The organism is Terrabacter ginsenosidimutans (assembly GCF_039539425.1).
In the GTDB taxonomy this organism is placed as follows: domain Bacteria; phylum Actinomycetota; class Actinomycetes; order Actinomycetales; family Dermatophilaceae; genus Terrabacter; species Terrabacter ginsenosidimutans.
In genome coordinates this window covers 47,569-68,281 of record NZ_BAABDC010000004.1, presented here as the reverse complement: position 1 = coordinate 68,281, position 20,713 = coordinate 47,569, and the positions used below count along the sequence as shown (strand labels likewise).

General features: G+C 72.3%; 19 protein-coding genes. All 19 read right to left on the bottom strand.

Translation table 11 applies throughout. From position 1 onward, the window contains the following. Window positions 1–27: 27 nt before the first annotated feature. The 19 genes from ABD831_RS13125 to nusB all read right to left on the bottom strand — a co-directional run bounded on the left by ABD831_RS13125 (window position 28) and on the right by nusB (window position 20,706). Window positions 28–1,302 (bottom strand): MFS transporter, encoded by a 1,275-nt coding sequence (locus ABD831_RS13125; protein ID WP_344947103.1) that lies wholly within the window; start codon window positions 1,300–1,302, stop codon window positions 28–30. Then, window positions 1,299–1,838: an ArsR/SmtB family transcription factor gene (locus ABD831_RS13120; RefSeq protein WP_344947100.1), complete on the bottom strand. Its 540-nt coding sequence runs from the start codon at window positions 1,836–1,838 to the stop codon at window positions 1,299–1,301. Before ABD831_RS13120 ends, ABD831_RS13125 begins: the two co-directional genes overlap by 4 nt. A 33-nt stretch (window positions 1,839–1,871) precedes the next feature. Then, window positions 1,872–3,185 carry a saccharopine dehydrogenase family protein gene (locus ABD831_RS13115; RefSeq protein WP_344947097.1) on the bottom strand — a complete coding sequence of 438 codons (1,314 nt, stop codon included), beginning with the start codon at window positions 3,183–3,185 and terminating at the stop codon, window positions 1,872–1,874. Window positions 3,186–3,227: 42 nt separating this feature from the next. After that, window positions 3,228–5,270: a primosomal protein N' gene (locus ABD831_RS13110; RefSeq protein WP_344947094.1), complete on the bottom strand. Its 2,043-nt coding sequence runs from the start codon at window positions 5,268–5,270 to the stop codon at window positions 3,228–3,230. A gap of 16 nt (window positions 5,271–5,286) precedes the next feature. Continuing rightward, window positions 5,287–6,510 carry a methionine adenosyltransferase gene (gene metK, locus ABD831_RS13105; RefSeq protein ID WP_344947091.1) on the bottom strand — a complete coding sequence of 408 codons (1,224 nt, stop codon included), beginning with the start codon at window positions 6,508–6,510 and terminating at the stop codon, window positions 5,287–5,289. 80 nt (window positions 6,511–6,590) lie between these two features. Beyond that, a complete protein-coding gene (coaBC, locus tag ABD831_RS13100; protein WP_344947088.1) occupies window positions 6,591–7,829 on the bottom strand; it encodes a bifunctional phosphopantothenoylcysteine decarboxylase/phosphopantothenate--cysteine ligase CoaBC in 1,239 nt (412 codons plus the stop codon). 26 nt (window positions 7,830–7,855) lie between these two features. Further along, the gene (gene rpoZ, locus ABD831_RS13095) at window positions 7,856–8,119 is read right to left on the bottom strand and encodes a DNA-directed RNA polymerase subunit omega (protein ID WP_030201887.1); all 264 of its coding nucleotides are present in this window, start codon (window positions 8,117–8,119) and stop codon (window positions 7,856–7,858) included. 101 nt (window positions 8,120–8,220) lie between these two features. Further along, complete coding sequence (gene gmk / locus ABD831_RS13090) at window positions 8,221–8,844, bottom strand: guanylate kinase (protein WP_344947084.1); 624 nt, start codon at window positions 8,842–8,844, stop codon at window positions 8,221–8,223. Continuing rightward, a complete protein-coding gene (mihF, locus tag ABD831_RS13085; protein ID WP_030201881.1) occupies window positions 8,844–9,161 on the bottom strand; it encodes an integration host factor, actinobacterial type in 318 nt (105 codons plus the stop codon). Before mihF ends, gmk begins: the two co-directional genes overlap by 1 nt. 185 nt (window positions 9,162–9,346) lie before the next feature. Continuing rightward, on the bottom strand, window positions 9,347–9,733 hold the full coding sequence (locus ABD831_RS13080) for a hypothetical protein (protein WP_344947080.1): 387 nt from the start codon (window positions 9,731–9,733) through the stop codon (window positions 9,347–9,349). Window positions 9,734–9,815: 82 nt separating this feature from the next. Then, window positions 9,816–10,658 carry an orotidine-5'-phosphate decarboxylase gene (pyrF, locus tag ABD831_RS13075; protein ID WP_344948212.1) on the bottom strand — a complete coding sequence of 281 codons (843 nt, stop codon included), beginning with the start codon at window positions 10,656–10,658 and terminating at the stop codon, window positions 9,816–9,818. A gap of 33 nt (window positions 10,659–10,691) precedes the next feature. Next, the gene (locus ABD831_RS13070; protein WP_344947077.1) at window positions 10,692–11,678 is read right to left on the bottom strand and encodes a dihydroorotate dehydrogenase; all 987 of its coding nucleotides are present in this window, start codon (window positions 11,676–11,678) and stop codon (window positions 10,692–10,694) included. Then, window positions 11,678–12,568 (bottom strand): dihydroorotate dehydrogenase electron transfer subunit, encoded by an 891-nt coding sequence (locus ABD831_RS13065; RefSeq protein ID WP_344947075.1) that lies wholly within the window; start codon window positions 12,566–12,568, stop codon window positions 11,678–11,680. Before ABD831_RS13065 ends, ABD831_RS13070 begins: the two co-directional genes overlap by 1 nt. Beyond that, window positions 12,565–15,897, bottom strand: coding sequence for a carbamoyl-phosphate synthase large subunit (gene carB / locus ABD831_RS13060; protein WP_344947072.1), 3,333 nt, complete (start codon window positions 15,895–15,897; stop codon window positions 12,565–12,567). The genes ABD831_RS13065 and carB overlap by 4 nt, the downstream gene beginning before the upstream one ends. Then, window positions 15,897–17,108 carry a glutamine-hydrolyzing carbamoyl-phosphate synthase small subunit gene (carA, locus tag ABD831_RS13055; RefSeq protein WP_425582822.1) on the bottom strand — a complete coding sequence of 404 codons (1,212 nt, stop codon included), beginning with the start codon at window positions 17,106–17,108 and terminating at the stop codon, window positions 15,897–15,899. The genes carB and carA overlap by 1 nt, the downstream gene beginning before the upstream one ends. Then, window positions 17,105–18,442, bottom strand: coding sequence for a dihydroorotase (locus tag ABD831_RS13050; RefSeq protein ID WP_344947069.1), 1,338 nt, complete (start codon window positions 18,440–18,442; stop codon window positions 17,105–17,107). The genes carA and ABD831_RS13050 overlap by 4 nt, the downstream gene beginning before the upstream one ends. Continuing rightward, window positions 18,439–19,449 (bottom strand): aspartate carbamoyltransferase catalytic subunit, encoded by a 1,011-nt coding sequence (locus ABD831_RS13045; RefSeq protein WP_344947066.1) that lies wholly within the window; start codon window positions 19,447–19,449, stop codon window positions 18,439–18,441. The genes ABD831_RS13050 and ABD831_RS13045 overlap by 4 nt, the downstream gene beginning before the upstream one ends. Then, entirely contained in the window at window positions 19,446–20,048 is a 603-nt protein-coding gene (pyrR, locus tag ABD831_RS13040) for a bifunctional pyr operon transcriptional regulator/uracil phosphoribosyltransferase PyrR (protein WP_344947063.1), read from the bottom strand. Before pyrR ends, ABD831_RS13045 begins: the two co-directional genes overlap by 4 nt. A 244-nt stretch (window positions 20,049–20,292) precedes the next feature. Further along, window positions 20,293–20,706: a transcription antitermination factor NusB gene (gene nusB / locus ABD831_RS13035; RefSeq protein ID WP_142178269.1), complete on the bottom strand. Its 414-nt coding sequence runs from the start codon at window positions 20,704–20,706 to the stop codon at window positions 20,293–20,295. Window positions 20,707–20,713: the final 7 nt, after the last annotated feature.

Sequence of the window (20,713 nt, the reverse complement as noted above, 5' to 3'; positions counted from 1 at the left end):
CGTGAAAGGCGGTGGGGCGCCGCCAGTCTAGGACCGTGACGGCTCACTGACCGCGGCGCCGGTGCTCGCGGGGTCCTCGCTGCTGCGGCCGAGCTCGCGCACCGAGCGCGACAGCAGCGCGGAGAGGGAGACGAGGACGTAGACGCCGGCGCTGACGAGCATGAGCGTCTCGACGTCGACGGAGACCGCGAGCCAGCCGTAGAGGAAGGTGCCGATGGGCATGGCGACGAAGGACCCGAGCGCGTCGTAGCTCGATACCCGGGAGAGCACCGAGACCGGGACGTGCTCGTGCAGCGCGGTGTTCCACCCGACCCCGAAGACCTCGACCGCCGCACCCGCGAGGAAGAAGCCGACGGCGACGGGCACGATGGCCGGCGCCACGCCGAGCAGCACCATGGGGACGGCGAGCACGCAGATCGCGAGCATGCCCGCACGCAGAGGGTGCCGGAGCCGCAGCCGCAGCATGACCAGCGTCATGAGCACCGTGCCCACGGCCTCCGCGCTGAGCACGAGACCCCATCCGGCCTCACCGATCGACGGGGCCGACGTGGCGACGAGCGGGCCGAGCACCCCGATGACCCCGGTGTGGATGGCGTTGGTCAGCCCGAACGCGAGGACGACGACCCACAGCCACTCGCGTCGGGTGAACTCGCTCCAGCCCTCCCGCAGCTCCCGCACCATCGAGTGACGCGGTGCGCCGGCCTCCTGCGAACGACGTGGCAGACCGACGCGGGTCAGGCAGACGATGGCGACGGCATACGTCAGCGCGTCGACGGCGAGCGCCCAGCCGGGCCCCACGCCGACGACGAGCAGGCCCGCGACGGCGGGGCCGATGATGGCGAGACCGCTGCGGCTGAACGACAGCAGGGCGTTGGCCTGCTGCAGCCGCCCCCGGTCGACGACGAGGGGGACGACGCCCATCATCGCGGGCATCGTGAAGGCCGACACGGCGCCGTTGACGCCCTCGATGGCGGTCAGCTGGGTCAGCGTCGCGTCGCCGCTGATGATGAGGTAGGCCGCCAGCGCCTGGGTGAGGCACGTGAGCACGTGCGACACCTGGAGCACGACGATCCGTGAGAAGCGGTCGGCGACGACGCCTCCGACGAGGAGGAAGACGACCATGGTCAGGGTCCGCACGCCGAGAACCTGCGCGAGGGCTCCGGCGGACCGGTCGATGTGCAGGACGGCGAAGGCGAGCGCGACGGGCACCATCACCGACCCTGCGGTCGAGACCGTGCGGGCCGTGAAGTACCACGCGAACCGGCGGTCGGCCAGTGCGCCCATCGACTGCTGGAGCCTCATGACGGTCGCTCCTCCCCGGTGAGCCGGAACGCTGCGATGGACAGGTTGGCCCGCACGGTGCCCTCGGTGCGCGGCGGCCGGGCGCTCGCGTGGAGCAGCCGGCTGGCCTGGGTCGCGAGGTCGAGGACGCGCTCCCACACCTCGGGCTCGACCCACAGGTCGGCGTCGGTGAACTGCGCCCTCTCCCCCTGCTGACGGACGGCGAAGCGGCGAGGGATCGCGTCGGCCAGCACCCGCGCGTAGGCGAGCCTGTCCTCCTCGCTGGCCGGTGGGTCGTCCTTCGGGCGCTCGGCATCCCAGGGGTGCCGGTACTTCTTGGCCCGCCCGCCACGCACGGTCTCCTCGCCTGCGATGACGAGGAGCCCTGCCGCGTGGAGCAGCCGCAGGTGGTAGCTGGCGTTGGCCTGGGTGACGCCGAGCTCGCGGGCGACCTCGGCGGCGCTCAGCTCGGCTCCTGTCAGGAGCGAGAGCATCTGCAGTCGCAGCGGGTGGGCCGTGGCGCGGAGCTCGCTGATCCGCCCTTCCTCCAAAGACATGTTTGGGAGTATGCCGTCCGGCCGGCTCAACCGTCAAGCATTCCTTTGGGAGTCGGTTCCCGCGCCGACCCGGGCGTCTTCGTGCGGTCCGGGCTCGTTGCGCTCGACGTCGAAGACGAATCCCTGCGCTCGGAGCCGCTCGACGAGGACCTCACCGAGCGCGGTCGCCGGCGTGCACACCCCGGCTCGTCGGGGCAGCCCCTCGTCGAGGGCGAGGGCGAGGGCCGTCTGACCGAGCATGATGGCCGTGGCGCCGTAGCCCGGGTCGTAGTCGGCACCGACCGTGGTCCGGTAGCGCGCGCCGGTCGTCGTCGTCGAGCGGATGTCGAGGCGGAAGCGCCCGGCCGCCTGCGTCTCCGGGCTGGGCCCCTCCCCCGGCTTGGGCAGGAAGCGGTCGATCAGGGCGCGGGTCGGCCGGAAGGCCATCCCGGCCAGGACACCGCCGAGGCCGACGGCCATGCCGCCGGCCAGCACGGGAGACATGGGCCCCGAGCCGAAGTCGGTGGCCTCCCGGTAACGGAGGTCCCGCCCGTAGGACCAGTCGGTCAGGGTGTTGGACAGGCGAACGATGCGCGTGTTGAACGAGGCCATGACGAAGGGCCCGGTCCAGCGCCCCGTGGCACCGTCGCGCTCGACCGGCACGAGTCGCCGCAACCGGTCGAGGGCGCCCGTCGCACGCTTCCGACCCGACGACGGCTCCTCGGCACGGCGCGGGCTGAGGGCGTAGGGGTCGCTGAGCACCCGGCGCGCACCGGCGTCGGCGCGGGCCGTGATCGCCTGTTGCCGTGCGGAGTCGATGGTGCCTCCGGAGAAGCCACCCCTGAGCGACCGGACGAGCAGGGTCGTCTCCGCGAGGGCGCCCTCTCCGTCCGCCGCGACCCGCTGTGCCGTGGTGAGGACGCCCAGGTCGGACGGGATGGAGTCGAAGCCGCACGCATGGACGATGGCCGCCCCGGTCTCGCGGGCCGTGGCGTCCAGCTCGTCGAGGGACCACCGGACGAAGAGCACCTCACCGGTCAGGTCGGCGTAGTGGGTCCCCGACTCCGCACACGCACGCGCGACGTCCTTGCCGTGGGTGGCGTAGGGACCGACGGTCGTGGCAAGGACCCGCGTGCGCTCGGCCAGGGCGCGCAGACCCGGCGCGTCGGTCGCGTCGACGGCGACGAGCTCCCAGGACGACGCCGACGGGCCGAGCTCGACCCGGAGCGCCTCGAGCTTGGGCCGCGAGCGCCCCGCGAGGGCGATCCGCACGTCGGTCCCGGCGTGCCGGGAGAGGTGGGCGGCGGTCAGGGCCCCGACGAAGCCGGTGGCGCCGTAGAGGACGATGTCGAGCTCGCGATCGGGCATGCCGTCACTCTGCCACGCCGGTCCCCACGGGATCCGACACGATCAGAACATGTCGAGCGGGTCGACCCGGACGGCGACGGCCTCGGGCTCCTTGCGAGCCGAACGGAACGCCTTGAGCGCCAGCAGGGCCCGGGTCAGGGACTCGGTCTCGGACACCGGGACCCGCACGAGGGCGTGGTGGTCGGCGGCAGTCCGCTCCGGCTCGCCGTCGACGGGTGGCCGCCGCGGCGGACCTCCCGTGGACGAGAGCCGGACCGGTCCGAGCACCTGCGCGGCCGGCGGCAGGTCGGCCTGTTCGAGCGCCTCCTCGAGGGCGCGCCGACCTCCCGTCAGCTGCGCCATGCGTACGGCCGGCGGCAGGCCGAGCTCGCGCCGCTCGGCCAGCTCGCGCGCGGCGAGCCACGCCGGGTCCCATCGGACGAGCGCCTCGACAGCCGGCAGCGCCACCGCCTCGGGGGCGCCGCTCAGCACCACCGCGCGCCCCTCCCGCGCGAGGGCTGCAGCGGCCATCCAGCGGCGCAGCGCCTCGAGCGGGGCGTCGAGCGTGGGCAGGTCGAGACTCGCCCACGCGTCGAGCAGGAGCACCGCGGTGTAGCCACCGTCGGCAACCGGCTCGGCCCCGGGCGTGGCGATGACGAGCGACGGCTCACGACCGACGGCGGCGAGCACCTCACCGGAACCGGAGGTGTGGACCGGGAAGCCCGGAAAGGCACGGCCGATCTCCTCGGCCGTGCGCCGGGCACCGGTGACGGACGACCGGAGACGCTGCGAGCCGCAGTGCTCGCACGCGAAACCGTGCCCGGCGAGGGTCAGCCCGCACCAGCGGCAGGCCGGCGCCGTCCCTGGCGCGCCGAGCGCCACGGGCCCCTGGCAGCGAGCGCAGCGGACCGGCGTACGGCATTCGGCGCAGCTGAGCGACGGGAGGTAGCCGCGGCGGGGCACCTGCACGAGCACCGGACCGTCGACGAGGGCGTCCTTGGCGACGCGCCAGGCCCGGGACGGGATGTGGGCCCGGGCCGCGGGGCCGTCGCGCTCCTCGTCGAGGCCCTCGCCGGCGATCGTGACGCGGGGTGCGGCCGAGCGCAGGGTCGGCGCGTCGGCCTCGACGGGCACCAGCGCACCGGCCTCGACCTCCACCTGCACGCGCAGGCTGCGCCCGAAACCGCCGGTGAGCAGCGCTGCCCCGGTCGCGCCGGCCCGCAGGCCGAGGACGACACCGACGTGGTGGTAGGGCGCCCGGGGCTCGGCGAGCAGATCGTCGCCGTCGTCCCACCACGCGACGAGACCCAGGTCGTGGACCGGCGCGAAGGCGGCGGCCCGAGTGCCGATGACGACCTTCACGTGCCCGCGCAGCACCTTGAGCCAGGCGGTGTACCTCGCCTGCGGCCCCTGGTCGGCCGTGAGCCGCACGTGGCGTCCCTTGCCGAGCACGGCGGTCAGGGCGGCATCGAGGCGGTCGACGTCACGGTGGTCGGGCACGACGACAAGGGCGCCCCGACCGGCGGACAGCGCCGTGGCGGCCGCGACGGCGAGCGCCGCCGGCCAGTCCGCCTCGCCCCGGCGTCCCGGCAGCGCGGCCCACGCCGCGGCAGGGCCCTCCCCTGATGCGACCCGCCGCAGCCACGCCGGACCCGCGGGGTAGGCCGCCCACGGACCGGGGTCGGGGGCCGGGAGCTCGTCGGGCACCGCGCAGTCCATCACCAGGTTGCGCTCGGCCGTGGCGTGGCGCTTCGGGACGGCGAGGCGCAGCACGTCGCTGAGCGTGCCGGCATACCGCTCGGCGACGGCACGGCAGAGCGCGAGCACCTCGGGCGTCAACACGGGCTCGGCACTGACGACCCGGCGCAGCGGGGTCAGCCGACCGTCGTGCTGGGGCTGGTCGCGCCGCTCGACGACGAAGCCGTCGAGCTCGCGTCCGGAGAAGCGCACCCGCACCCGCGCCCCCGGCACGGCGTCGGCGTCGAGCTCGTCGGGGACGGAGTACTCGAAGACGCGGTCGAGGTGCGCGAGCGGGGTCTCCACGACGACGGCAGCGACCGGCCCTGCGGCCGGTCGCTGCCTGCTCTCGTCGTTCTCGTCGCCCACGGGGGCGAACCTATCCTCAGCCGGAGACGGCGTTGCGCAGGGCCTCGACGCGGTCGGTGCGCTCCCACGTGAAGGGGTTCTCGACACCGTCTGCCTTGGTGCGGCCGAAGTGGCCGTAGGCCGCGGTCGGCTTGTAGATCGGGCGCAGCAGGTCGAGCGCGTCGACGATGGCGGCCGGGCGCAGGTCGAAGACGTCGCCGATGGCCTGCTGGATCTTGTCGACGGGCACCGTCTCGGTGCCGAAGGTCTCGACGTAGAGGCCGACGGGCTGGGCCTTGCCGATGGCGTACGCGATCTGCACCTCGCAGCGTCGCGCGAGGCCCGCCGCGACGATGTTCTTGGCGACCCAGCGCATCGCGTAGGCGCCCGAGCGGTCGACCTTGCTCGGGTCCTTGCCGGAGAAGGCACCGCCACCGTGGCGCGCCATGCCGCCATAGGTGTCGACGATGATCTTGCGGCCCGTCAGGCCCGCGTCACCCATCGGGCCGCCGATCTCGAAGCGCCCGGTCGGGTTGATGAGCGCCCGGTAGCTGCTGACGTCGAGGTCGGTGCCGCTCTCGCGGAGCTCGGCGAGCACGGGCTCGATGACGTGGGCACGGATGTCGGGCTCGAGCATGCCGTCGAGCGAGACGTCCGGCGCGTGCTGCGTCGACAGGACGACGGTGTCGAGCGACACGGCCTTGTCGCCCTCGTAGGCGATGGTGACCTGCGTCTTGCCGTCGGGGCGCAGATAGGCGAGCTCCTCGCTCTTGCGGACCTGCGTCAGGCGCTCCGAGAGACGGTGCGCCAGGTGGATCGGCAGCGGCATGAGCTCGGCGGTGTCGTCGCAGGCGTAGCCGAACATCAGGCCCTGGTCGCCGGCGCCCTGCTTGTCGAGGAGGTCGTCGATGTCACCGGTGCGGTGCTCGTGGGCGGTGTCGACGCCCTGGGCGATGTCGGGCGACTGCGCACCGATGGAGATGGAGACGCCACAGGTGCGACCGTCGAAGCCCTTCTGCGAGCCGTCGTAGCCGACCTCGAGGATCGTCTCGCGCACGATGCGCGGGATCTCGACGTAGGCGGTCGTCGACACCTCACCGGCGACGTGGACGAGGCCGGTCGTGACCATCGTCTCGACCGCGACGCGAGCCTGCGGGTCGTCGGCGAGGAGGGCGTCGAGGATCGAGTCGCTGATCTGGTCGCAGATCTTGTCCGGGTGTCCCTCGGTGACGGACTCGGACGTGAACAGACGTGCGGACACTTGCTCTCCCTCGGTCGGGTTCGTGGCGGTGGGCGGGTCGCACCGGTGGGGCTCCCGCGTCTGGGGCGAGAGTCTAGTGCTCAGCCCAGCAGGGGCGAGATGGTGTCCCACAGCGCGTCGGCGACGGCGTCCTTGGAGGTCGGGCCGACCGTCGTGACCGCGTCGCTGCCGCGTCGCAGCACGTGCACCGTCGTGTCGTCCTTGCCGAAGGTCAGGTCGGTGCCGACCTCGTTGACGACCTGCAGGTCGCTGCCCTTGCGGGCGAACTTGGCGCGCGCGTGGTCCATGACCGAACCCCGGGCGTCGCCGGTCTCGGCCGCGAAGCTGACGATGAAGGGGACGGCCGCTCCCCGGGCCTCGCGGGCGGCCACGAGCCCCCGGACGATGTCGGGGTTCTCGACGAGCTCGACCCTCAGGCCGGCCTCGGGGTCGGCGGACTTCTTGATCTTGCTGTCGCTCACCGCCGCGGGCCGGAAGTCGGCGGGAGCCGCGGCCATGACGACCACGTCGGCAGCGTCCGCGGCCTCCACGACCGCGCGCTGGAGCTCGAGGGTGGTCTCGACGCGCACGACGTCGATGCCCTCGGGCACCGGGATCGACACGTTGGCGGCCACGAGCGTGACCTTGGCGCCGCGCCCGGCGGCGGAGCGGGCGATGGCCACACCCTGCTTGCCCGAGGAGCGGTTGCCGAGGTAGCGCACGGGGTCGAGCGGCTCGCGCGTGCCACCGGCGGAGACGACGACGCGTCTCCCCTCGAGGTCACGCACCACCGGCCGCGCCACGTCGGCGCCGTCACCCGACACGATCGCGAGGCACGCGGCATACAACGCCTCGGGCTCGGGGAGGCGGCCCGCCCCGGTGTCCTTGCCCGTGAGACGACCGACGGCCGGGTCGATGACGTGCGCGCCACGCGAGCGGAGGGTGGCGACGTTGGCCTGCGTGGCGGGGTGCTCCCACATCTCCGTGTGCATCGCCGGCGCGAACGCGACGGGGCACCGCGCCGTGAGCAGGGTGTTCGTCAGGAGGTCGTCCGCGAGGCCGTGTGCGGCCTTCGCGAGCACGTCAGCCGTGGCCGGGGCCACGACGACGAGGTCGGCCGACTGGCCGATGCGCACGTGCGGCACCTCGTGGACCGAGGTCCACACGTCGGTGCTCACCGGCTTGCCCGACAGGGCCGACCAGGTCGGAGCGCCGACGAACTTCAGCGCCGCCGCCGTGGGGACGACCGTGACGTCGTGCCCCGCCTCGGTGAAGAGCCGGAGCAGCGAGCACGCCTTGTAGGCGGCGATGCCGCCACTCACCCCCAGCACGACGCGCATCGGCTGCTCCGACCCCGACGAGGTGCTCAGGCCTCGGTGGGCGTCGAGGTCAGCAGGCCCTCGTTGATCTCGCGCAGCGCGATCGACAGCGGCTTCTCGTGGACCTCGGTCTCGACCAGCGGGCCGACGTAGTCGAGCAGGCCCTCCTGCAGCTGGGAGTAGTAGGCGTTGATCTGGCGCGCGCGCTTGGCGGAGTAGATGACGAGCGCGTACTTCGAGTCGGCAACGGTCAGGAGGTCGTCGATCGGCGGGTTGGTGATGCCGATGGGAGCAGCCTGGGTACCGGACACAGTGATCTCGTTTCGTTGGGGTTCAGCGGGCGTGAGGTGTGCGCCGGGGCGTCGACGACCACGCGGTCGTATGCCGTCGGCTGGCACGCATCAGGCGGGACTCACCGGTCGGCGCGTCCCGATCTCATCAATGATACGAGTTCTTCGCTGGCTCGACGAACGTCGTCGTTCACGACGACCTCGTCGAACTCGCTCTGGGCGGCCAGCTCGGCCCGGGCGGTGGCCAGCCGGCGCTCCCGCTCTGCCTCGCCCTCGGTGCCCCGGCCGACGAGGCGGCGCACCAGCTCGTCCCAGCTCGGCGGAGCGAGGAAGACGAAGAGGGCGTCCGGCCAGGTCTCGCGCACCTGGCGGGCTCCCTGCAGGTCGATCTCGAGGAGGGCGTCGCGCCCGCTGCTGATGACCCGCTCGACCGGACCGCGGGGCGTGCCGTACTTCGCCGCGCCGTGCACGACGGCGTGCTCGAGGAACTGGCCGGCCTCGACGAGCCGGTCGAACTCGTGGTCCTCGACGAAGTGGTAGTGCACGCCGTCGACCTCGCCGGGGCGTGGCCGCCGGGTCGTCATCGAGACCGAGAACCACACGGCCGGGAAGTGGGTGCGCACGTACTCGGCGATGGTGCCCTTGCCGACAGCCGTGGGACCGGCGAGGACGATGAGCCGCCCACGCCCGCGATCGGTCGCGTCGTGCGGGGTCGGTGGGGTGGCGGTCGTGTCTGCTGCCGCCATCACGGCTTCTCGAAGCGGTGCAGCAGGGCTGCGACCTGGTTGGCGCCGAGGCCACGCACGCGGCGCGACTCGGCGATCCCGACCTCGGCCATGATGGCCTTGGCCCGCACTCGCCCGACGCCGGGCATCGACTCGAGCAGCTCGGTGACCTTCATCTTGCCGATGACCGCGTCGACCTTGCCGTCCTCGAGGACCTCGGCGAGCGAGCCGCTGGAGTACTTGAGCCGGTTCTTGACCGCGGCCCGCTCCCGTCGTGCGGCGGCAGCCTTCTCGAGTGCTGCGGCCCGTTGCTCGGGGGTGAGCGGTGGTAGCGCCACGGTCTTCGGTCTCCTTGCTGCCTTCGGGTGCGCCCCGCGCCCCCGGTCGTCTTCACGTCTCGTCTTGTCTCCGCCGAACCTAGCGATCGGGCAGCGGCCGCCGCAACGCGGGGCCGGGCGTCCGGGGCATCCGGGGGGTCGAGGGTGCCTGGAGCATCGTCGCCGTGGACCCGTCTCGGGCGGCCTCAGCGGGTGAGGTCGACCTGGCAGGTCTCCCTGGCGTGCACCTCGACCCGCTTCGCCGAGGACTCGAAGCCCTGCAGCTGCTTCGTCAGGGCAGCCAGGTCCGGGTCGGCCACCGTGAACTTCTGCACGAGGGTGTGCAGCGACTCCCAGTCGGCCTTCACCTCCTCGGGCGCGCTGGCCTCGACCTGCGTGATCGCGGAGGCCAGACGAGCCGCGGCTGCCGGGTCCTGGAGGGTGGCGCTGCTGCCCTTCCAGTCGGCCTGCACCGACCGGAGCACGTCGCAGTAGGACCCGGTGGACGACGCGGAGCAGCCCGAGAGCGCGGTGGAGGCGAGCACCAGCCCGAGGGCCGCCTGCACTCCTCGGACCCGGGCGGTCTTCGACATGCCCACACCGTATGCCGTGTCGCCGGCCCCGTCGCGCGACTTCACCGAATGCTCCCGGGTGGCCCGGCGTCCCGCCGCCGCGTCAGCCGCGCAGGGACTCGAGCACGCGCTGCGTCTGTGCGACGAGGCGGCTCGGGTCGGGTCCGGCGCTGAGGATCTCGCGGCTCGACGACGCCAGGACCTGTCCCCGGGCCGCACCGAACGTCGCGGCGAGGGACTCGACGGTGCCGCCCTGGGCGCCGAAGCCGGGGGCGAGAACGGGCGTCGCGGCCTCGACGAGGTCGAGCCCGAGATCGTCGACGGCGCCGCCCACCGTCGCGCCGATGACGAGTCCGATGCTCCCGAGGTCGCCACGCGCCCGCGCAGGAGCGTTGTCGCGCCGGGCCCCGTGCACGATCGACGCGGCGACGGACTCGCCGTCCCGGACGGCGTGCTGGACGGTGGCACCCTCAGGGTTGGAGGTGAGGGCGAGGACGAAGAGACCACGCCCGGACTGCTCGGCGAGGTCGATCGCAGGACGCAGCGACTCGTAGCCCAGGTAGGGGCTCACGGTCAGTGCGTCCGGCGGGGCGACGGCACCGGATCCCAGGTAGGCCTCGGCGTAGGCCGCCATCGTCGACCCGATGTCGCCGCGCTTCGCATCGAGGATCGTCAACGTCCCGGCGTCGCGCAGATCGGTGAGCACCCGCTCGAGGACGGCGAGCCCGCGGCTGCCGAACACCTCGAAGAAGGCCGACTGCGGCTTGACCACGGCGACCCGGCCGGCGAAGGCCTCGACGCACGTCAGCGCGAACCGCTCCAGCCCCGCGAGGTCGTAGGTGAGCCCCCACGACTCGACGAGCGCCCGGTGCGGGTCGATCCCGACGCACAAGGGCCCCCGGGTGCGCATGGCGTCCTGGAGGCGGGCCCCGAAGGCCTTGCCCATCATCGGTCTCCGTTCGTCGTCTCGGTGGGCACGTCAGCGTCCGTGCGCGACGCCGACGGCGTCGGTGAACCGGTCGAAGCCCTTGGCCCGGAGCAGCTCTCCCAGCTCACGCAGCACCCGGACGGGAGCGGACGGGTCGTTGAAGACCGCCGTGCCGACCTGGATGGCGCTCGCCCCGGCCGCGACGAGCTCGAGCGCGTCGCGCCCCGTGCGGACTCCCCCGACGCCGATGATCGGGACGGTCGGCATACGACCCTCGAACATCGCCTGGCGCACCTGCCAGACGGCCCGCACCGCGACGGGGCGGATGCCCGGTCCGGAGAGGCCACCCGTGACACCGCCGAGCTGCGGGCGCATGCGGTCGGTGTCGATGACCATGCCGAGCAGCGTGTTGATCATCGTCAGGCCGTCGGCGCCGGCCTTGACGCAGGCCGCGGCGATGGCCGTGATGTCCGTGACGTCCGGGCTGAGCTTGGCGAAGACGGGGATGTCACGCGGGAGCTGCTCGCGCACGAGGGCGATGACCTTGGCCGAGGCCATCGGGTCGCAGGCGAAGACGAGGCCGCGGTTGGCGACGTTGGGGCACGAGATGTTGACCTCGACGCCCACCACGGCGTCGAAGGCCCGGCTCTCCCGCAGGGTCGCCGCGACGTGCGCGTACTCGGTGCTCGAGCTGCCGGCGATCGAGGGCAGCACCCGGGCCCCGACCGACTTGAGCCACGGCAGGTCCTCGTCGACGAACGCGTCGATGCCGGGCCCCTGCAGGCCGATGGAGTTGAGCATGCCCGAGGGCGTCTCGGCCATGCGGGGCGTCCCGCGGCCCGACCGCGGGTCGGCCATGACGGACTTCGTGACGAACGCGCCGAGGTCGGCGACGTCGAAGAAGCGGTGCAGCTCCTTGCCGTTCGCCGCACAGCCCGAGGCGGTCATGAGCGGGTTGGGGAGGCGGCGGCCGCCCCCGAGGTCGACCGAGAGGTCGACGGACAGGTCGACGGGAAGGTCGACGGAGAGGTCCACCATCAGTGGCCACCCACCTTCGGGGCTCCGACGGCGTCGTCCGGGACCCGCGCGTGACCTCCGTCGAAGGCGTCCCAGCGGACGGCGTCGCCCCGGAAGACCGGCCCCTCGACGCAGGAGCGCACCATCCGGGTCCTGCCGTCGGAGCCGACCACCGGCATGACACACGTCATGCAGACCCCGACGCCGCACGCCATCGACTCCTCGACGGCGACCTGGGCCACCGCGCCGTGGGCCTGGGCGACCCGGGTGATCGACTCGAGCATGCCCATGGGGCCGCAGCCGTAGACGACGCCGGCCCCGGTGCGGTCGATGATCTCGGGGAGCGGGTCGCTGACCCACCCCCGTTGACCGGCAGAGCCGTCGTCGGTCGTCACCGTGACGCCGTCGCAGCTGCGCCGGGCCTCGACGACGCCGAAGAGCCGGTCCTCGCTCGCGGCGCCGAGGACCATCTCGACGTGGCACCCGCGCTCGCGCAGCTCGCTCGCGAGCCAGAAGAGGGGTGCGCTGCCGTAGCCACCGCCCACGAGGACGCAGGCGACCGGGGAGGTCGGCAGCGGGAACGCCTTGCCGAGCGGGCCGACCACGTCGATCGTGTCGTGCGGCGCACGCTCGGCGATCCACCGCGTGCCGACACCGACGGCCGACACGACGATCTCGACCGTGCCGCCGTAGGTGCCGCTCGGGCTGACCTTGTGGATCGAGAACGAGCGGCGCAGCAGGGTGCCGGACGTCTCACCGCCGACCGCGAGGGCGACGAACTGGCCCGGACGGGCGAGCTCGGCGACGCCCGGGGCGACGAGGGTGAGGTGCTGGTAGGCCCCGACCCGGCGGGTCGCGATGACCTCCGCCACCTCCTGGGCGACGCGGGCCCGCAGCGTGCGCTCGCTCATGCCGAGGCCCCCGTCCCGGCGAGGGCCTCACGCCGACCGTAGAGGTCGAGGTCACGGGCGTGGTCCTGCAGGGACTTGACCCGGATCTCCTCGGTCAGCCCCGCCTCGATGCCGAGGACGGCCGCGGCGAGCGTCGCGATCGTCGTGATGATCGGCTTGTCGGCGCTCGTCGTCGCGGCGCGGATGGCGTAGCCGTCGGCGCGGGCGTCCTGGCCCGACGGTGTGTTGACGACCATCTGCACCGTGCCGTCGAGGATGAGGTCGACGATCGACTTCTCCCCCGGGGCGTCCCCGTCGCGCTCGGTGATCTTGCGGACCAGGGTGGCCTCGATGCCGTTGCGCTTGAGCACCGCCGCCGTCCCCCGGGTGGCGAGGATCGTGAAACCGAGGTCGACGAGGCGCTTGACCGGGAAGAGCATGGCGCGCTTGTCGCGGTTGGCGACCGACACGAAGATCGCGCCGGAGCGCGGCAGGGCCGAGCCGCCACCCTGCTGGGCCTTGGAGAACGCCGACCCGAAGTCGACGTCGATGCCCATGACCTCGCCCGTCGAGCGCATCTCCGGACCGAGGAGCGAGTCGACCGCGAGGCCCTCCTTGGTGCGGAAGCGCTTGAACGGCAGCACCGCCTCCTTGCACGAGACGGGGGCGTGGTCGGGCATCCGGCCACCGTCACCGGTCGGGGGCAGCATGCCCTCCTCGCGCAGCTCCTTGATCGTGGCGCCGAGCATGACCCGGGCCGCGGCGCTGGCGATCGGCACGCCGGTGGCCTTGGCGACGAACGGCACCGTGCGCGAGGCGCGGGGGTTGGCCTCGATGACGTAGAGGATGTCCTGGGCCAGGGCGAACTGCACGTTCATCAGGCCCCGGACGCCGATGCCCTCGGCGAGCTTGCGCGTGGCGACCCGGACCCGCTCGAGCTCACCGTCGCCGAGCGTGGCGGGCGGCAGGGTGCACGAGCTGTCGCCCGAGTGGATGCCGGCCTCCTCGACGTGCTCCATGATCCCGCCGAGATACATGTCCTCGCCGTCGAAGAGCGCGTCGACGTCGATCTCGATCGCGTCGTCGAGGAAGCGGTCGATGAGGATCGGGTGGTCGGAAGAGGCTTCGGTGGCCTTCTCGACGTAGGTCACGAGCGTGTCGTCGTCGTAGACGATGACCATGCCGCGGCCGCCCAGGACGTAGGACGGGCGGACGAGCACGGGGTAGCCGATCTCGCGGGCCACGACGAGCGCCTCGTCGGAGCTGTAGGCCGTGCCGTGCTTGGGCGCGATGAGGCCGGACTTGGCGAGGACCTGACCGAAGGCACCGCGGTCCTCCGCGAGGTGGATGGCGCTCGGTGACGTGCCGACGATCGGCACTCCCTCGTCCTCGAGGGCCTGCGCGAGGCCGAGCGGGGTCTGGCCACCCAGCTGCACGATGACACCGGCGATGGGGCCGGCCTGGCTCTCGGCGTGGATCACCTCGAGCACGTCCTCGAGAGTCAGCGGCTCGAAGTAGAGCCGGCTGCTCGTGTCGTAGTCGGTCGACACCGTCTCGGGGTTGCAGTTGACCATGACCGTGTCGAAACCCTTGTCGCGCAAGGAGAACGAGGCATGGACGCAGGAGTAGTCGAACTCGACGCCCTGCCCGATGCGGTTGGGGCCGGAGCCGAGGATGATGACGGCCGGCCGCTCGCGCGGCTCGACCTCGGTCTCCTCGTCGTAGGAGCTGTAGTGGTACGGCGTCGTGGCCGCGAACTCCGCCGCGCACGTGTCGACGGTCTTGTAGACCGGGCGCACCCCGAGGGCGTGGCGCACACCACGGACCACGGCCTCCGGCATACGCCGGACGGAGGCCACCTGGGCGTCGCTGAAGCCGTGGCGCTTGACGAGGCGGAGCAGGTCGGGCGTCAGCTGGTCGGCGTCCGCGAGCATCGCCGCGACGTCGTTGATGAGCGCGATCTGGTCGAGGAACCACGGGTCGATGCCGGTGGCCTCGTGGACCTCCTCGACGGTGCAGCCACCGCGGAGGGCCTGCTGCACGAGGACGATCCGGCCGTCGGTCGGGACCCTGGCCTCCTCGAGGGCGCGCTCCGCGTGGAGCTTGGTCAGCTCACCGTCCCAGTGGAAGCTCGCACCCTTCTTCTCCAGGGAGCGCAGTGCCTTCTGCATCGCCTCGGTGAAGTTGCGGCCGATCGCCATCGCCTCACCGACCGACTTCATCGTCGTCGTCAGCGTCGGGTCGGCGGCGGGGAACTTCTCGAACGCGAAACGCGGCACCTTGACGACGACGTAGTCGAGCGAGGGCTCGAAGCTCGCCGGCGTCTCGCGGGTGATGTCGTTGGGCACTTCGTCGAGCGTGTAGCCGATGGCCATCTTCGCGGCGATCTTGGCGATGGGGAAGCCGGTCGCCTTGGACGCCAGGGCCGACGAGCGCGAGACGCGAGGGTTCATCTCGATGACGATGATTCGCCCGTCCTGCGGGTTGACGGCGAACTGGATGTTGCAGCCGCCGGTGTCGACGCCGACCTCGCGGATGATCGCGATGCCGATGTCGCGCAGCCGCTGGTACTCGCGGTCGGTGAGGGTGAGCGCGGGAGCGACGGTGATCGAGTCGCCGGTGTGCACGCCCATCGGGTCGAGGTTCTCGATCGAGCAGACGACCACGACGTTGTCGGCGTGGTCGCGCATGACCTCGAGCTCGTACTCCTTCCAGCCGAGGATCGACTCCTCGAGGAGCACCTCGGTCGTCGGGGAGTACTGCAGCCCCTGGCCGCCGATGCGGCGCAGGTCGGCCTCGTCGTAGGCGAAGCCGGAGCCGAGGCCGCCCATGGTGAAGGAGGGCCGGACGACGACGGGGTAGCTCAGCTCGTCGGCGGCCGCGAGCAGCTCGTCCATGGTGTGGCAGATGATCGAGCGGGCCGACTCGGCGCCACAGCGCTCCACGACGCCCTTGAACTTCTCGCGGTCCTCGCCGAGGTTGATCGCGTCGACGTTCGCGCCGATGAGCGGGCAGCCGTACTTCTCCAGAACTCCGTTGTCGTGCAAGGAGATCGCGCAGTTGAGGGCCGTCTGGCCGCCGAGGGTCGCGAGCACCGCGTCGGGCCGCTCCTTGGCGATGATGGCCTCGACGACTTCCGGCGTGATCGGCTCGACGTAGGTCGCGTCGGCGAACTCGGGGTCGGTCATGATCGTCGCCGGGTTGCTGTTGACGAGGATGACGCGGATGCCCTCCTCGCGCAGCACGCGGCAGGCCTGGGTGCCGGAGTAGTCGAACTCGCAGGCCTGGCCGATGACGATCGGGCCGGAGCCGATGACGAGGACGCTCTTGATGCTGTCGTTCCTGGGCATCAGGAGTGGACCTCCATGGTCTCGTTGGTCGTCTGTCTGGTGGTCATCAGCTCGAGGAAGCGGTCGAAGAGGTAGGCAGCGTCGTGGGGGCCAGCCGCCGCCTCCGGGTGGTACTGGACCGAGTAGGCAGGCAGGTCAAGGCATTCCAGCCCTTCGACCACGTGGTCGTTGAGGCACACGTGCGACACGCGCACGCGGCCGTATGCCGTGTCGCTGTCCTTGTCGAGGGGCGCGTCGACCGCGAAGCCGTGGTTGTGAGCCGTCACCTCCACCTTGCCGGTCGTGCGGTCCATGACCGGCTGGTTGATGCCGCGGTGGCCGTACTTCAGCTTGTACGTGCCGAAGCCGAGGGCCCGGCCCAGCAGCTGGTTGCCGAAGCAGATGCCGAAGAACGGGATCCGCCGGTCGAGTACCTCGCGCAGCAGCGCCACCTCGTGCTCGGCGCTCGCCGGGTCGCCGGGACCGTTGGAGAAGAACACCCCGTCGGGGCCGGACTCCCCCACCGCGAGGACGTCCTCGATGGTCGCGGTGGCGGGCAGCACGTGCACCTCGATGCCCCGCTGCGCCATGAGCGCCGGAGTCATGGCCTTGATGCCGAGGTCGAGCGCCGCGACGGTGAAGCGCCTCTCGCCGACGGCCGTGACGGCATACGGCTCGGTGGTGGTGACCTCGGCGGCCAGTGCCGCGCCCGCCATCTGGGGACTCGTCCGCACCGCCTCGAGCAGCTCCGCCTCGGGCCGGGCGGCCGCGTCACCGCTGAAGATGCCGGCCCGCATCGCGCCGCGCTCGCGCAGGTGACGGGTCAGGGCGCGCGTGTCGATCTCGCAGATGCCGACGACGCCCTGGTCGACGAGCTCGTCCTCGAGGTCGCGGGTCGCGCGCCAGTTCGACGCGCGGATCGCGGGGTCACGCACGACGTAGCCGGCGACCCAGAACCGGGTGCTCTCGTCGTCCTCGGTGTTGACGCCGGTGTTGCCGACGTGCGGCGCCGTCATGACGATGACCTGACGGTGGTAGCTCGGGTCGGTCAGGGTCTCCTGGTAGCCGGTCATGCCGGTGGAGAAGACCGCCTCGCCGACCGTCTCGCCGAGGGCGCCGTAGGACGCCCCACGGAAGGTGCGGCCGTCCTCGAGGACGAGGGTCGCCGCGAAGCGCTCGCGACGCTCCCTCCCCTCGCGGCTCGGCACGGTCAGGGGTGTCTGGGTGGTCACAGGTCTGCTCCCGAGGTGGTCGCGTTCGTCAGTTCTCGTCGGGTGCCCGCGTCGTTGCGGACGTCGTGGGTGACACGGCCCCGGTGGACCGTCGCGAGGACGGCTCCGCGCAGGGTGTGCCCGTGCCACGGGTTGTTGCGCGAGCGGCTGCGGCTCGCGGCGGCGTCGACCGTGACCTCGCGGTCGGGGTCGACGAGGGTGATGTGGGCGGGGCTGCCTATGGCGAGCTCCCTTCCCTGGTGGGCCAGTCCGCCGATGCGGGCCGGTGCGCTCGACATGACGCGGGCGACGTCGGCCCAGCCGAGCAGGCCCGGGCGCACCATGACCTCGCTGACGACCGACAGCGCCGTCTCGAGGCCGAGCATGCCGAATGCCGCGTCGACGAAGGCGTGCTCCTTGTCGTGACGGGCGTGCGGCGCGTGGTCGGTCGCGACGGCGTCGATGGTGCCGTCGGCCAGACCGGCGCGGAGCGCCTCGACGTCCTCGGTCGGCCGCAGCGGCGGGTTGACCTTGTAGACGGGGTCGTAGCCGAGCAGCAGGTCGGTGGTGAGCGCCAGGTGGTGCGGCGTGACCTCGGCGGTGACGTCGATGCCCTGCGCCTTGGCCCACCGGATGACCTCGACGGTGCCGGCCGTCGAGACGTGCGCGACGTGCACGCGGGAGCCGGTGTGGCGGGCGAGCATGACGTCGCGCGCGACGATCGACTCCTCGGCGATGCCGGGCCACCCCGGCAGCCCGAGACGACCCGACACCTCGCCCTCGTGGCAGCAGGCCTCGCGGCCGGCGAGGCGCGGGTCCTGGGCGTGCTGGCTGATGACGCCGCCGAAGGGCTTGACGTACTCGAGCGCCCGCCGCATGATCCGGGCGTCATGGACGCAGTGTCCGTCGTCGCTGAAGACGCGGACCCGGGCCCGGGAGCGCGCCATGAGCCCGAGCTCGGCGAGCTCGGCGCCCTCGAGTCCCTTGGTGACGGCCCCGACGGGGACCACCTCGGTCAGGCCACACGCACGCCCCAGGTCGAGCACGCGCTCGGCGGCTTCGGCCGTGTCGGTGACGGGGCTCGTGTTGGCCATCGCGAAGACGGCCGTGAAGCCACCGGCAGCCGCCGCTGCCGAGCCGGTGGCGATCGTCTCGGCGTCCTCGCGGCCCGGCTCGCGCAGGTGCACGTGGAGGTCGACGAGCCCGGGCAGGGCGACGAGGCCGTCAGCGTCGAGCACCTCGGCGTCGGCAGGTGCCGAGACCGAGCCGACGTCGGTGATGATCCCGTCCTCGACGAGCAGGTCGGCCGCGTGTGCGCCGAGAAGGCGGGCGCCGCGGATCACGAGGCGGTTCATCGAACGGCTCCTTCGGTCGCACCGGCCGGGACTGCGGCGGGGACGGGCGCGGGCGTGTCGTCGCCCGCGAGCAGGTGGTAGAGCACGGCCATCCGGACCGCGACCCCGGCAGAGACCTGGTCGAGGACGACGGACTGCGGCGAGTCGGCCGCCTCGGGGGCGATCTCGAGCCCGCGGTTCATCGGGCCGGGGTGCAGCACGAGGACGCCGTCGTTGCGGGCGACGAGCCGCTCGAGCCGGTCCCGGGTCAGCCCGTAGCCCACCGTGTACTCGCGAGCCGTCGGGAAGTAGCCGCCGCTCATCCGCTCGCGCTGGACGCGCAGCATCATGACGGCGTCGACGGGGCCGTGCTCGCCCTCGCCGTCGAGGACCGGGTCGAGGTCCCAGCTCGTCGCGAAGCCGTCGGCCGCGCTCCACGCGCCGATGCCGCTCGGCATGAGGGTGGGCGGCGCGACGACCGTGACGCGGGCGCCGAGGGTCTTGAGGGTGATGACGTTGCTGCGGAAGACCCTCGAGTGGGTCAGGTCACCGACGATGACCACGTGCTTGCCGTCGAGGTCACCGAGGCGCGTGCGCAACGTGTACGCGTCGAGCAGGGCCTGGGTGGGGTGCTCGTGGGTGCCGTCCCCCGCGTTGATGACGCTGCACCGGACCCACTGCGCGACCTGGTGGCAGGCGCCCGAGGCGTTGTGACGGATGACGAGCGCGTCGACGGCCATGGCGTCGACGGTCATGGCCGTGTCGCGCAGGCTCTCGCCCTTGGAGGTCGAGGAGCCCTTGGCCGAGAGGTTGATCGTGTCGGCCGACATCCACTTCCCCGCGATCTCGAAGGAGCTGCGGGTGCGGGTCGAGTCCTCGAAGAAGAAGTTGATGATGGTGCGACCGCGCAGGGTCGGCACCTTCTTGACCTCCCGGCGCTGCAGGTCGTGCATCGAGGCCGCGGTCTCGAGGATGTCCTCGACCTCGGCCCGGCTGAGGTCCGCCGAGGAGATGAGGTGCTTCGTCATCGGGCCTCTCCCCCGCTGATGCGCACGACGTCGAGCCCGTCGACCTCGGCGACCCGGACGTGCACCCGCTCGTCGCGCGAGGTGGGGAGGTTCTTGCCGACGTGGTCGGCGCGGATCGGCAGCTCGCGGTGACCGCGGTCGACGAGGACCGCGAGACGCACGGCGCGCGGCCGGCCCAGCTCGGACAGCGCGTCCAGCGCCGCGCGGATGGTGCGGCCGGAGTAGAGCACGTCGTCGACGAGGACGACGACCTTGTCGTCGATGCCGCCGTCGGGGATGCGTGAGCGGTGCGCCGTGCGCACCGGGTTGCGGCGCAGGTCGTCACGGTGGAGCGTGATGTCGAGCTCGCCGACCGGCACCGCACTGCCCTCGACCTGTTCGATGCCGGCTGCGAGACGTCGTGCGAGCGGCACGCCGCGAGAAGGGATTCCGAGGAGCACGAGCCCCTCGCTGCCCTTGTTGCGCTCGATCACCTCGTGACCGATGCGCCGCAGCGCCCGGGCGATGTCGCCTTCGCTCATGACGTCGCGAGCGTCCTCAGGGATGCTCGAGCGGTCCGTCGATGACTGGGCAGATGCATTCAGGTCAGGGCAGGACATCGCCGCTGGACCTCCTTCCCCGCCTCACAGGACGGTGGTTAAAGGATGTCTTCGCGAGGGAGTCTAACCCGGCCCCGGCGCCGGCCTGTCACCGGTCCGTTCCTCGGCACGGCGAGCCTTCGGGAGTGCACCAGGCCATGGGACGGACGAAGCCACCCGCGCCTGCGGGTGGCTTCGTGCGGAGCCGGTGACCGGTGCCCGCTGTTGCTGGCGGTTTGCCGGCCGGTGCTGTCAGGGGCGTCGTTCAGACGATGGTCGCCTTGACCTCGGCCAGGCGGGCGAGCAGCCCGTTGACGAACGACGGCGACTCGTCGGTCGACAGCTCGGTGGCGAGGGCCACGGCCTCGGAGATCGCAACGGCGTCCGGGATCTCGTCGTTCCAGAGCACCTCCCAGGCTCCGAGCCGCAGGATCGCACGGTCGACGGCCGGCATCCGCTCGAGGGTCCAGCCCTGGCTGTAGTCGGTCAGCGCTGCGTTGATGTCGTTCCAGTGCCCCACGACGCCGCGCACGAGGTCGGCGGTGTACGGGTTGTTGGCCGCCCGCGACTCGCTGTCGCCGAGGCGCTCGTCGAGCAGGGTCTCGGCGTTGAGGCCGCGCTGGTCCGCCTCGAAGAGGATGTCGAGGGCCCGGGTGCGGGCCTTGCTGCGTGCTGCCAAGGGAGTT